General features: G+C 35.8%; 10 protein-coding genes and 1 pseudogene. 8 read left to right on the top strand and 3 right to left on the bottom strand.

From position 1 onward, the window contains the following. Positions 1 to 159 precede the first annotated feature (159 nt). Positions 160 to 1,083 carry an RluA family pseudouridine synthase gene (locus tag AACH21_RS03800; RefSeq protein WP_006279888.1) on the top strand — a complete coding sequence of 308 codons (924 nt, stop codon included), beginning with the start codon at positions 160 to 162 and terminating at the stop codon, positions 1,081 to 1,083. Positions 1,084 to 1,090: 7 nt separating this feature from the next. Here the strand turns inward: AACH21_RS03800 and AACH21_RS03795 are convergent, their stop codons facing one another. Together AACH21_RS03795 and aspS are read right to left on the bottom strand one after the other, a co-directional pair. Next, positions 1,091 to 2,353 (bottom strand): MFS transporter, encoded by a 1,263-nt coding sequence (locus AACH21_RS03795; protein ID WP_236514771.1) that lies wholly within the window; start codon positions 2,351 to 2,353, stop codon positions 1,091 to 1,093. A gap of 61 nt (positions 2,354 to 2,414) precedes the next feature. Further along, positions 2,415 to 4,217, bottom strand: a complete 1,803-nt coding sequence (gene aspS, locus AACH21_RS03790; RefSeq protein ID WP_006279890.1) for an aspartate--tRNA ligase — start codon at positions 4,215 to 4,217, stop codon at positions 2,415 to 2,417. Positions 4,218 to 4,413: 196 nt separating this feature from the next. On the opposite strand from aspS, the gene AACH21_RS03785 reads away from it, so the two are divergent. The 5 genes from AACH21_RS03785 (at position 4,414) to AACH21_RS03765 (ending at position 9,746) form a co-directional block, all read left to right on the top strand. Continuing rightward, a complete protein-coding gene (locus AACH21_RS03785) occupies positions 4,414 to 4,845 on the top strand; it encodes a hypothetical protein (RefSeq protein ID WP_006279891.1) in 432 nt (143 codons plus the stop codon). Between the two features lie 3 nt (positions 4,846 to 4,848). Further along, the gene (ccmA, locus tag AACH21_RS03780; protein WP_006279892.1) at positions 4,849 to 5,472 is read left to right on the top strand and encodes a heme ABC exporter ATP-binding protein CcmA; all 624 of its coding nucleotides are present in this window, start codon (positions 4,849 to 4,851) and stop codon (positions 5,470 to 5,472) included. A gap of 1,123 nt (positions 5,473 to 6,595) precedes the next feature. Beyond that, complete coding sequence (locus AACH21_RS03775; RefSeq protein WP_236514769.1) at positions 6,596 to 7,891, top strand: Na+/H+ antiporter NhaC family protein; 1,296 nt, start codon at positions 6,596 to 6,598, stop codon at positions 7,889 to 7,891. Positions 7,892 to 8,444: 553 nt separating this feature from the next. Then, a protein-coding gene (locus tag AACH21_RS03770) for an IS5-like element ISWpi1 family transposase (protein ID WP_338482219.1) occupies positions 8,445 to 9,277 on the top strand; the annotation gives its coding sequence in 2 pieces (ribosomal slippage) (positions 8,445 to 8,814 and positions 8,814 to 9,277; 834 coding nt in all). A gap of 46 nt (positions 9,278 to 9,323) precedes the next feature. Further along, positions 9,324 to 9,746 carry a TrbC/VirB2 family protein gene (locus AACH21_RS03765; protein ID WP_338482224.1) on the top strand — a complete coding sequence of 141 codons (423 nt, stop codon included), beginning with the start codon at positions 9,324 to 9,326 and terminating at the stop codon, positions 9,744 to 9,746. Positions 9,747 to 9,757: 11 nt separating this feature from the next. On the opposite strand, the gene ubiG is transcribed toward AACH21_RS03765, so the two are convergent. Beyond that, entirely contained in the window at positions 9,758 to 10,933 is a 1,176-nt protein-coding gene (gene ubiG / locus AACH21_RS03760) for a bifunctional 2-polyprenyl-6-hydroxyphenol methylase/3-demethylubiquinol 3-O-methyltransferase UbiG (protein ID WP_077188583.1), read from the bottom strand. Positions 10,934 to 11,128: 195 nt separating this feature from the next. Between ubiG and AACH21_RS07125 the strand changes: the two are divergent. Next, positions 11,129 to 11,215, top strand: a pseudogene (locus AACH21_RS07125) (WPE palindromic element domain-containing protein); the annotation flags it as partial. Between the two features lie 618 nt (positions 11,216 to 11,833). Beyond that, positions 11,834 to 13,582 (top strand): DNA primase, encoded by a 1,749-nt coding sequence (gene dnaG, locus AACH21_RS03755; RefSeq protein ID WP_338482222.1) that lies wholly within the window; start codon positions 11,834 to 11,836, stop codon positions 13,580 to 13,582. Positions 13,583 to 13,652 lie beyond the last annotated feature (70 nt).

The raw sequence follows: 13,652 nt of genomic DNA, 5'->3' as shown, positions 1-13,652 counted from the left end.
GGCTAGCTGTCATCTCAGTAGTCTCCTTCTCCTGTCATCCGAGTAGCTGACACTGGTTCCTTTATGACGGCAGTAGCCCCTTCGGTGTCATTCCAGTGCTTGACACTGGAATGACACCAATAATTGACATTTCACTAGATATTCATTATAAATAATGGAATGCTACAAAGTATAAAAACCATATTAATAGAAGACGATAACGTTAGGCTGGATAGGTACATCAGAAGAATCTTTCCTGATCTAAAGCAATCTGTAATTGAAAAATCTTTAAGGAAAGGATTAATCAAAGTTGATGATTGCAAAGCAAAGTCCAGTGATAGAGTAAATTCTGGGCAAACTATAACGCTGAAGCACTTGAATTATATTGAAAACGCTAATTCTGATCGCAAATATAATGAAAAGTTAGTGAATCTACTAAGAGAGAACATATTATATGAAGACGAATATATACTAGCTATAAACAAACCCGCAGGGGTCATCGTTCAAGGTGGCGTAAAAGTAAAGATTAGCATGAGTGATTTGCTTGACCAAATAAGAGAGGGAGAAACATTTAAAATTGTCCATAGGCTAGATAGAGATACGAGTGGAGTGATAATATTCGCACGCAACGCTAATGTTGCCAGATACCTTATGGAAGAATTTAAAGGACGAAGAGTAAAAAAAACTTATTTAGCATTAACTTCTGGCATACCGAGCAAGGATAGTGGAACAATAGACTATCCATTGGTGAAAAAATATGTTTCAGGTCAAGAAAAAGTGGTCGTTGATGAAAATTCACCTCAGAATGCCACTACGCATTTTTCAATTATAGCAAAATCCAAACACAATGTTGCTTATTTAAAATTACAACCAATTACCGGCAGAACCCATCAGTTACGTGCACATTTAGCTCATATAAATTGCCCTATTCTTGGTGACGGTAAATATGGTGGTAAAAAAGCTTTTATTGATGGGATAGCAAATAAAATTCACCTTCATTCGCATTCTTTATCTTTAAAACTGCCAAACAATAAAGAAATCACTATCACCGCTCCTATCACTAAACACATCGAAAAATCCATTGAAGCGCTATTTTTCGACTGAAACGATTTCACCAATCAACTTTTCTGTCTTTGGCTTTAATTTGAAGCACAGATATTAGGCTAATTAATGCGCAGGCAGTAAGATAAATGCCTGCTGCAAGTTTTGTTTCGGTTTTTTCTATAAGCCACATGCATATGTATGGAGAAAGGCCACCAAAAATTCCTGCAGATATATTATTTGCTAAGCTTACGCCAGTGCATCTTACTTTTGTTGGAAACAGTTCACAAATAACAGAGCCATATATTCCAAAAGATGCACCTACTGGTATAGTAATCAATAAGTAAGTTATTATTACGACATAGTGGTTAACGGAAGATAATAATGGTAATACACATGTACCAATCAGAGATAGCATAATCAGTACAGGAATCATTACGCGTTTTCTTCCAACTTTATCAGATAAAATTGCAAAAAGTACCGCAGATGCTGCAAATACAACCTGTACTACTATCCTCATTAAATCTTTAACACTAATAGATAAAATAACTAGCTCTTTTATTGATATATTATAAAACATTATTGCTGCGTAGACAATTGCATTCTGAGCAATTCCGAGATTGATTGAAATAATAAGCGGTCTTTTATAGTTTCTTACTAGTTCTAACAATGGTGAATGTGCTAAATTATTAGCGTACTTATTAGTTTTATATGCTAAGCTTTCTTTTAATATGTACCTAGTTAAAAAACCTATTGTCCCCAAAAAAAAGCAAAAATAAAAAAGCAACTTCCATCCCCATATTTCATAGTTCTCACCTGTAACTCTTTTGCAGATAAATATCATTGTTATGCATAAGAGCGTTCCAAGGGCTCCGCTAAAGGGCTTCATACTTCCTAAGAAACCTAGATTTTTTTTATCTTTTGAATGCTCTATCGTAAATGCTGTATTAATGCTTGTTTCACCTCCTGCAGTTATTCCTTGCACTATTCTACAAAACACAAGCAATACAGGTGAAAGCAACCCTATTTCTTTATACCCAGGTATAATTCCCATAATTGTGGATGATATTGAAATTAATATTACTGAAGTAAGTAAAGTCTTTCTTCTGCCATACTTATCTCCCATATAACCAAAAATTACTGCACCAATTGGTCTAAACGCAAAACCAATTGCAAAAACACCAAGGAATTTGAGTGTACTCAAATAATGATCTTCTGATGGGAAAAAAACGTTGATGATTGTATCTGTTAATACTCCAAAAAGAGTGAGTTCATACCACACAATCATGTTACAGATCATGCCCGATAGTATTGCTTTTTGGATATTATTCATGGTCTTTCAATTTAACATAACCTAATATATCATTAACCGGTGCTCCTTGCTATAAAATTTTTCATTCAATAACCTTCAAGGATAATTCACGTAAATGCTTATCCTCCACCTTGGAAGGAGCACCCATTAGAACATCTTCACCTTGCTGGTTCATAGGAAAACAGATTACTTCACGAATATTTGGCTCATCAGCAAGCAGCATAACTATTCTATCAACCCCTGGTGCTATTCCACCATGAGGAGGAACACCAAATCTGAATGCACGTACAAGTGCACCGAATTTTGTATCAACTTCTTCTTTACTATAGCCTGCAATGGCGAAAGCTTTATACATGATATCCAGTTTGTTATTGCGAATTGCCCCACTTGATAGTTCTATTCCATTGCAAACAAGATCATACTGGTAAGCAAGGATATCGAGTGGATTCTTTTCCTCTAAATCTTTCAGACCACCGTGTGGCATAGAAAATGGGTTATGAAAGAAATCTATTTTTTTACTTTTATCGTCATATACAAAATATGGAAAATCAATGATCCAACAAAACTTGAAGATATTATCATCTATAAGACTGAGTTCTGACCCTAAAAGAGTGCGTACTTTTCCTGCAATGTTTGCCGCCTCATTCTCTTTGTCAGAAGCAAAAAATACACTATCTCCTGGCTCTATGTTTGTTGCTTCTCTTATGTGGTTTAGCCTATTTTCATCAAGAAATTTAGCAATTGGGCCTTTCGCAGTTCCATCTTTATCAAACGTTATATATCCGAGACCCTTAGCACCGAATTCTTTTTGCGCATGTTCTATCTTTTTATCAAAGAAGCTGCGTGGTTCCTCTGCTGTTTTAGGTGCAGGGATGGCTCTCACTACCATACCACGCTCAATATTGCTTTTGAAAATATTGAACCCTGAATCACGGAAAATTTCTGTAACATCGCTGATTAATAGTGGATTACGCAAATCTGGCTTGTCAGAACCATACTTAAGCATTGCCTCTTTGTATGTAATGCGTGGAAAATCTTTATCGACAGACTTGCGAGAAAATTTGGCGAACACTTTATATAAAGCAGATTCAATAACGTCAAATATGTCCTCTTGAGTCACAAAAGACATTTCAAGGTCTAGCTGGTAAAATTCCCCAGGAGAGCGGTCAGCCCTTGCATCTTCATCACGAAAACACGGTGCGATTTGGAAATATTTATCAAACCCTGAGACCATGAGCAACTGTTTGAAAATCTGCGGAGCTTGTGGCAATGCATAGAACTTGCCAGGATTTAGCCTGCTTGGCACTAGGTAGTCGCGTGCTCCTTCAGGAGAGGAAGCAGTGAGTATTGGAGTTTGAATCTCTAAAAATCCTCGCTCTATCATGAGCTTGCGGAGCTCTGCAATAATTTGTGAGCGCAAAATAATATTGTTGCGGACTTTTTCACGTCTTAAGTCAAGAAATCGATATTTAAATCTCATGTTTTCTGGGTATTCTTGCTCGCCGGTAATGCTTGCCAATATACTTCTTTCTTCTTTTGCTATTTCTTCATCAAAGTGGAACTCAACTTCCGACTCAACGCGCAAATTGTTGACTATCACCTCGATTTCTCCGGTAGAAATAGAGCTGTTTACCGTATCTTCAGTTCTAGCTTCAACTATTCCTGTAACAGTAATTACACTCTCCAATTTTAAATTTGATATCTCATCAAAAAAGTCTTTGTCATTATTAAATACTAGCTGAGTGATTCCGTAGAAGTCCCTTAAATCAACAAAAATTAGGTTACCATGGTCGCGCTTACGATATAACCATCCAGAAAGGGTAACTTCCTTTTCTACGTCGTTCTTCCTCAGTTCATTGCACGTATGAGTTTTACAGCAGTTCATATTTGTTTTACTTCTAAATTCTTTAAGAAGTATAGAAATAAACCTTATTACATACAAGCCCGTTCGTCAGATATTTGCGCAATTTTCGAAATAGAGCAGTACTGCTTTTATATTGTCTTTACCCGCAAAAAAATTGCACAATTTCTATAATTATGGTATAATAGCAAGGGTGTTTTTAATGAATTAGATACAGGAAATGCCACTTACACAGATCATATTATATAGCGTAACATTACTTGCTGTAGCTGCAGTATTTCTCTTTTTGAGAAAAATATACAAAAATCGCATTAGAAAAATCATATTTCCTAGAAAAGTTTTTAAAGAAGAGTGGGAAGAAGACAGAAAATTCAATGAATTATATCAAAAAAATAAGCAAAAAGAGTTGCTGAAACAACAAGAAACGCTACGCGAGAAACAAAAAGATGTGCAAGTTTATAAAGAAGATCCAGAAATAGTTGACATAGCAAAACCGGTAGGTAAATGGACAAAGATGGTTATGATGGGTAATGGTTTAATGCAGCGTTTTGCACAATTGATACATAGAGAAGGCGGACAGAAAGGATTTTGGGAGCTGTTTGTTAAAGCTCAGGCTTCAACTCAAGGTAAACATAAGGGGAAGGGCAGATAATCCATGCTTGAATGTGAAAATTTATCCTGCGCTCGTAATAACAAAGTATTATTTAAAAATCTCAGTTTTAAAGCTGAGCTAAAATCAAAGATTCTAATCACTGGTCCAAATGGTAGTGGTAAAACCAGCTTAATTAGAAGTTTATCTGGACTTTTACCGCCGGTATCAGGCAATATAAGGCACTGCGGAAAAGATATATATGATGATCCAAAATCCTATATATCTTCTATGGTCTATATAGGCCATAAGAATGCCTGCAAGGACAGCTTAACTGTTGCTCAAAACGTAGAATTCTGGGCAGGAATACGAAATACTAGAGAACTGATTGTGGCAGCTATTTGTTGTTTGCAGTTGCAGCCTGTACTTAATATTAGATATGGCGAACTTTCTGCAGGCTGGAGAAGAAGAGTTGCACTTGCTCGCCTCTTGATTTCTAATGCAAGCGTTTGGCTGATAGATGAACCATTTTGTAATCTTGATAGTGCAACGTGTGAATTAGTGCTGAACCTAATCTCAATACGCTCTGAGCAAAATGGTATAGTAATTATTACAGGGCATAGCTCTACAGAGCAATTGTGTGATTTTACAACGATTGATATACGCGATTTCAATAGACTTCTTGTATAGTTTTTGGCAACAACCGCTAGAAATAAAAACTTACTTGACAAACTCCGCCAGCCTCCTTATCATGAAACTGAAGCTATTTATTTATCTTCTCTGTACAGATTAAATGACAAAAAAACTCACGTATCTGGCGTCTCATGTTTAATTTTTTGCACTATGTGCACTCTATGTCTTTATCAAATTTCTAGGTTTTTACCTATACAAGCTGAAATACGCTTATAAAGCATTTAAAACATCAAAAAACGCCAACTTAAAAAATGGATAGTGAATAATTAGCTACCCTAGGGTTTCTTTTGCCTTTTTTTCTGTTTAGTAAATTTCTTAAACATTTATGACTAAAGGTTAGTTGCATTAAAAAGCAGCTAAATCGCGGTTATTAAGCGTTTAGAATAAAAAAACGCCATACTTGAAAGTATAATGTAAGTAATTAGCCAACCACGGGGCTTCTTTTGCCTTTTTTTTCATTTGGTAAATTCCTTAATGTTTATGGCTAAACGACAACCGTCATCCCGCTACGTGTTAGCGGGATCTCTTGTTAGCGGCTGAGATACCGCGAATGAATCGCGGTATGACGGTTCGCGGTGGCATGACGATAAGCTCGTCATCCCGCTGCTTGTTAGCGGCTAAGGGATACCGCGAAGGGATACTGCGAATGAATCGCGGTATGACGGTTAATTATTCTGCGGCGGTATGACGTAGAGCTCGCGTTAGCTATACTTTTATACTCACCAACTCAGCTGGATCCAAGTAGTCAGCTACTTGGATGACAACCTGTTGAGGCTGCGCTTACACATTCCACTTTCTATGCTCACCAAACAAATTTGCTTACTCGCAGCAAAATTTTCTGGATCCAAGTATTCAGCTACTCGGATGATATCTTTGTGTTTGAAGCAAAACCAGCTATAACATTTCTTCGCAAACAAATGTTCGTACAGTTGTGCGCGTGATGCTGGAATCTAGACAACAATTAGATCCTATTGTCAAGCAATAAGCTACATGTGCTATTTATTTAGTAGATTAAATATGAAGTTTAAAACTCTGCTATTGACTTCCTGTAGAACTAGTGAAAACCAAACTTGCTTAAAACCACTTAATTAGTTATAGTTATAAGTTTAGGTACAGTAAAATGACAGCTTTTGTCCCCTTGATTATTTTTTTAATCTTGTATCTTGGAAGTGGTGCTTATTTTTCTTTTATCGGAACTGATAATCCACTTCATCAGGTTTCACCAGTAATCTGCTTATTACCAGCACTATTTTTTGCTGTCTCACGTGGTACAAATAAAATTCAGCATAACATCGATACTGTTATCAAGGGCATGGGTGACAAAAACACCCTTACTATGTGTTTAATTTTTTTATTTTCTGGAGCATTTTCTGCGGTGACTCAATCAATCGGTAGCGCAGACACTGTTGCTAATTTAATTCTTAATTTCCTTCCAGCAAGATTACTGCTGCCTGGAGTATTTTTGGCTTCTGCTTTTATTTCAACTGCAATTGGCACATCTATGGGAGTTGTTGCGCTGATGGTACCTATAGCTGTTAATCTGGCAAAAAGTGGAGCTTTTGGTCTCGAAATAGGAACTGCAACTGTAGTAGGTGGTGCCGTGTTTGGCGATAACCTTTCGATGATATCTGATACCACCATTGCATCTGTTTCTTCACAGGAAGCTTCAGCAAAAGATAAACTTAAAATGAACTCTAAAGTTGCACTTATTGCCAGCATTATAACACTCATCTACCTAGCAGTTGCCTCAAATAGTACAAAAATTATTTCTATATCAAATTTAGATTATTATTCTATAATAAAAATTATTCCTTACATTTCTTTAATAATCATGGGGCTGCTTGAAGTCGCCACTTTAGTAACAATAACTATAAACATAATTATTGCTGGTGTGCTAGGAATAACTTTTTTTGACTATGCTATCATTCAATTTCCTCATGACGTGTATGACGGTTTCAAAAAAGTAAACGAAATAGTGATATTTGCTCTATTTATCGGTGGATTGAGCCATATAATGTACAAGCAAGGTCAAAAAGCGTTGCATAAACTCATCGATGAAAGCAATATCACAAAAACTAAAGCTGAATTTGTGATAGCAGGAATTGCGTCTATGTTTACTACCTTAGTTGCCAATAATACCATTGCTATTTTACTAAGTGGTGGCATTGCAAAAAGGCTTGCACAAAAACACAGTATTGCGCCACATCGCAGCGCATACTTATTAGATGTTTTTGCTTGTGCTACAAAAGGTATCTTACCTTATGGTTCCCAACTATTGCTAGCAGGGAGTATAGCTTTTGTATCACCTATTTCTTTATTAACACAGGTATATTATTGCTTTATTCTAGCGGCAGTTACAATAGGCGAAATAATCATCAACAGCAGAAAAGAGAAACATTGTGCGGCTGCAACTTAGAGTTTCTCTTTTTTTACCCATAAGGAACGGAATTACTTGACACCCTTCGCCAACCCCCTTATCATGAAACTGAAGCTATTTATTTATCTTCGCAATCTGTGCAGGTTAATGACAAAAAACTTAGGGTATTTGGCGTCTCATGTTTAATTTTTCGCACTACGTGCATCGCATGTCTTTAAAAATTTTTAGGTTTTTATCTATATAAGCCGAAACGCGCTTACAAAGCGTTTAAGACAGCAAAAAACGTCAAATTGACAAGGGAGAATTTGAATGCTAGCTACTACGGGGTTTCTTTGCCTTTTTTCCTGCTTAGTAAATTTCTTAAACACTTGCGGTGTAGGTTAGTTGCAAGTTAAAAGCAGCTAAATCGCTCTTAATCAAGCGTTTTAGAATAAAAAAAACGCCGATATTTTAGTACATAGTAAATAGCCAACCACCATGGGGCTTCTTTTGCCTTTTTTTTATTTGGTAAATTTCTTAAACATTTATAGTTAGAGGTTGTCCGGAAACAAGTAAAAGGCTATAATATCTGAAATTTTAGTACGGGGTAAAGATGAGAAAAAAATATCCAACAGATCTAAGCGAAAGGGAATGGGCAAGAATAGAAAAACACTTCAGAGTATCATACAAGAAAGGAGGAAGGCCGCCAAAGTATAGCAAAAGAGAAATATTAGAAGCAATTTTCTATGTATTGCGTACAGGGTGTCAATGGCGGTATTTACCAAATGATTTTCCGCTATGGAAGACTGTGTATGAGCAGTTCAGGCAATGGAAGAAGCAGGGAATTTTTGAGAAAATGAATTATGAAATTACAAAATATAGTAGAAGAAAAATAGGAAGGAATGAGCAGCCGAGTGCCTGTATAGTAGATAGTCAATCTGTAAAGACTACAGAAAAGGGGGGATCAAAGGCTATGATGGAAGTAAAAAAGTAAAGGGTAGAAAAAGGCATATAATTACAGACACTCAGGGTTTTATACTAGGTTGTTACGTAGGCGCTGCTAACGAAAATGATAGAGATGGTATTAAAATAGCATTAAACAATATGAGAACAAAATATACTAAAGTTAAAAAAATGTGGGCTGACATGGGATACCAAGGAAGAAATTTAAAGAATCACACAAAGGAAGAATATGACATAGATATTGAAATTGTTACAAGGCCTCCATGTAGATTTTGGGTGCACAAAGATACGCCACCTGAGCTACTACCAACAAGAGAACAAGGGTTTAAAGTACAGCCAAGAAGATGGGTTGTAGAAAGGACTTTTGCTTGGGTTAATAGGAATAGAAGGCTATCGAAGGAGTATGATTTACTCACAACATCCACTGAGAATTTCATATACCTAGCTATGAGTAGGGTTATGTTAAAGAGGGAATATGCTTGAATTTACTTGTTTCCGGACAACCTCTTAGGAGTTTCTTAGAAGAACAATGGGAAATTTTCTTGTAATTCTATTTATAGTTTTCTATGCATTTGATGCACACGCTGATGGAGCAACAGATGTAATGTGTAATGTAATAGGTTACGTTCATGGAATAGGTGGACCAATGATTACAGTGGTAATAATTGGTTCAAGCTTACTTGCAATATTTGGCAGAATGCCTTGGCCTGCACTTTTCGCACTGGGTATGTTTGTTGCTGTGTTTTTTGGTGCTCCTCAAATTGTAACAAAGGTAACAGAAAAAGAAGTTTGTTGTCTTTTTAAAGGTCAAACCTTGGAGAATGGAAAGTGTGTTGCTGCTCCTGGATATGAACGTGTAGGTACAGGTTATGCTTGTCGTTCCGGTTGGGCGCTAACTAATAAAGGCTACTGTATAAAAGCTGGCCAAGATCCTTCAAAGTATTGGAAGTGAAAATGGTGCTTTTATAGAGTTAAATCTAACAAACCGCAGAGTATATAATTAACATCCACGCCTTTAGTTAGATTCCACTCACGCTTTATTACGTTGTACTCCATGCCAGCCATGTTTTGCAGCGTTACATTATTTTCTCTTAAGTGATTTGCAATTTCTGACGGCTTGAGAAATTTATTCCAGTTATGTGTACCTTTTGGCAGCCAATTTAATATGTACTCTGCACCAATTATTGCAAGACAAAAGGATTTAATAGTTCTATTTATTGTGGATATAAAGATTAACCCCTCCGGTTTTAGCAGTTCTATCGCTTTTTTCATGAAAAGCTCTAAATTATCCACATGTTCAACTACTTCCATCAGCAGAACCACGTCGTACTTCTTGTCATTGCTTAGCTCTTCAATGCTGGTGTGTATATATTCTATATTTAACCCTACTTTTTTTGCATGTGAATGCGCTACTTTTATGTTTTCTTCACATACATCTATTCCCACAACGTTAATGCCAACGCGTGCCATTGACTCTGACAAAATGCCACCACCGCATCCAACATCAAGCAATGATAATTCTTTCAAATTGCATTTTTTTAACTCTTTTATTTTCTCAATAATGTAAGATACTCTAACAGGATTCATCATGTGCAATGGTTTGAATTTGCCGTTCTCATCCCACCACTGGCCTGCCATTTTAGCGAATTTTGATATTTCATCTTCGTTATAAGTTTTTGTTTTTTTTTTCTTAGAGGTTATATTGCTGAGTTTATCAAGGCGTTTTTTATGTCTGCTTTCTTTTGAAAATTCTGTTTCGAGGAATTGTTTGACTATGTCTTTTGCTAATCCACTCGCAGTAAACCCTGCACCAAGACACAGTACATTTGCGTTGCCATGCTCGCGAGCTAATTTTGCGATCTCAACACTGTTACATAAAGCAGCGTAGATTCCTTCAAAACGATTTGCCACAGTACTCATGCCCAAACCTGTACCACAAATTAATATCCCATAATTTGCTTTTTTGCTTGTTATATCTTCTACAACTTTAACAGCATAGTTTGGGTAATCTACACACTTTTGCTTAACAGTGCAGCCTTGATCTACTACTCTGTAACCTAGGGCTTCCAGGTAAGGTTTTATTTCTGATTTTAATTCATAACCAGCATGATCTGAGGCAATTGATACTATACCTAACATATAAGAAATAAGGACATTTTATATGGGTTTGAACTTTCTGTCAAGTCATTCAATGCTTCTGACCTTTTGGGAGTTCTAAAGCTATAGCTAAGGTTTTCCTACGTCATACCGCAATTCATTCCACAACTGTACGAACATTGTGATTTGAGAATAATCTCCGCCAGGAAGGGTGTCATCCCAGTGCTTTGGCACTGAGATCCAGAAAACTTAATTTTAAATAAGTACACCAGATAGCTGTATAATAAGAACTGGATTCCAGTGTCAAGCACTGGAATGACACCTTCTGTATAAATATTAAGAAATTTACCAAACGAAAAAAAAGGCAAAAGAAGCCCCGTGGTTGGCTAATTACTTACATTATACTTTCAAGTATGGCGTTTTTTTATTCTAAACACTTAATAACCGCGATTTAGCTGCTTTTAAGCCGCAACTAATCTAAATTATAAACGTTAAGAAATTTACTAAACAGAAAAAAAGGCAAAAGAAACCCTAGGGTAGCTAGTTATTCACTATCCATTTTTTAAGTTGGCGTTTTTTAATGTTTTAAATGCTTTATAAGCGTATTTCAGCTTGTGTAGGTCAAAACCCGGAAATTTGATAAAGACATAAGGTGCACATAGTGCAAAAAATTAAACATGAGACGCCAGATACGTTGAGTTTTTTTGTCATTTAATCTGTACAGAGAAGATAAATAAATAGCTTCAGTTTCATGATAAGGGCGCTGGCGAGGTTTGTCAAGGAAGTTTTTTGTTTCTGTGGGCTACCTGGATGACAGGATTGCTCTTGAATTTGTATAGCTACATTGTCGGTAAATCTAAATTGCTTTAGTTATAGAAATAAATTTCGAGTCAGATGTGTATAAATTCTATATAATTTTTATCCTACTACTAATTCAATAAGATGGATCACATAGATATTATAAAATCAAAATTATTATTATCCGACATAGTAGGTAAAAAAGTCAGATTAATAAAAAGAGGAGATAGTTTTGTTGGGCTCTGTCCATTTCATAACGAAAAAACCCCATCTTTTTCGGTGAGCAATACTAAGGGGTTATATTACTGTTTTGGTTGCTTAGCTAGTGGTGATGCATTTGAATTTATTTCACAAACTGAAGGATTAAGCTTTAAAGAAGCATTGGAAAAATTAGCATCGGTTACAGGTGTTGAACTGCCCAAAAATCTTAGTATTACAAAAGAGAACAATAAACTATTTTTAGCGCTTGATTTAGCTGCAAATTGGTTTGCACAAAAAAATCAAAGTGTTGTAGATTATTTAAAGCAGCGTAAGATTTCACCTAAAATCATAGATAAATTTAAGATAGGTTATGCACCAAGCTCTGGTTTGAAAGAGTATTTAAACTCTTCAGGTATTGAAGACAAAATTTTAATTGATATTGGATTAGTAAACAAAAATTTTCATGATTATTTTTATGACCGGCTGATATTTCCTATACAGAGCATTGCAGGGAGAGTTATTGGTTTTGGCGGACGTGCGCTAAGTTCTGAGCAACAGCCGAAATATTTAAACAGTCCAGAGAGTCAGCTCTTCAAGAAGAGGGAGAATTTATACGGATTAAACTTTGCTTTAAGCGAAATACGTAAAAAACAGCACATATTTGTTGTTGAAGGATATATGGACGTGATAGCACTACATCAAGCGGAAATTAGCAATACAGTTGCTCCGCTTGGTACTGCAATTTCTGCAGAACAGATAAAAAATCTATGGAAATTTGCTAAAGAAATCTCCATCTGTATGGATGGCGATAGTGCTGGACGTCATGCTGCTACTCGAGTTGCAGAACTTGCTCTGCTAATATTAGAGCCTGGATACACGTTAAAGTTTGTGACTTTGCCGAGTAATAAAGATCCATACGATATATGTAACGAACTGGAATACAAGAAAGAAGACGTATTGACTGCTCTTGACCATTCAACAAAACTGCATTCTGAATATTTATGGCATCACATAATCGATAGCAATTTGCAAAATTATGAAAAACTTGCTCCGGAAAAATATTCAATTCTTGAGCACAAGTTCATGGAATATGTAAATACTATTAGCAACAGCAGTATTAGAAGGTATTACAGAGATTATTTTTACAATAAGGCTAGTGAACTAAGAAGTAGCTTCAAAAAACAGATTTTTAATAGTAAAACTGGAGCAACAAAAGGTGAGTATCTTCATAACAAATCTCCAGAGCTAATTGAAGCAGAGCAAAATCAGGCCATAATTTTGCGTATAGCCGTAGAATTTCCTGAAATCTTGAACCGTCCTATATTTTTTGAGCAATTTTCTCATTTTGAATTTACTAATGAGATGAAAAGATTACAACAGCGTGTAATTGATGTAATAAGTAACAAAAGCAAACTCGATAAAGAGGCTTTGTTACAAGAATTGAAACAGTTTAACGTTATAAAGTATGTATTTGAAAAAACTAGTGTACTAAATAGCCAACTGAACGAGAGAAAATCTGCAGAAATTGTGTGGAATAATATAGTGTTACTAAAAGAGTTAAATGCATTACGAAAAGAAAGAACCGAAGCGAGGCTGAGCGGTAATCTTGACTTAGAGGAAAGGTTGATAGAACAAATAAAGCAAATAGAAAGCAGTATACAAGAAATGCAAATGGAGTTTATTGAAAAGTAGATATCGTCTCGTTAGTCAACAAGAAAATTACAAAATAAGACAATATTTTACATAAGATTGAAATTTTTAA

Source organism: Wolbachia endosymbiont (group A) of Ophion costatus, from assembly GCF_963969245.1.
Classification (GTDB): Bacteria; Pseudomonadota; Alphaproteobacteria; order Rickettsiales; family Anaplasmataceae; genus Wolbachia; species Wolbachia pipientis.
The sequence above is the reverse complement of the archived record's forward strand: the minus strand, read 5'-3'. Positions and strand labels throughout refer to the sequence as shown.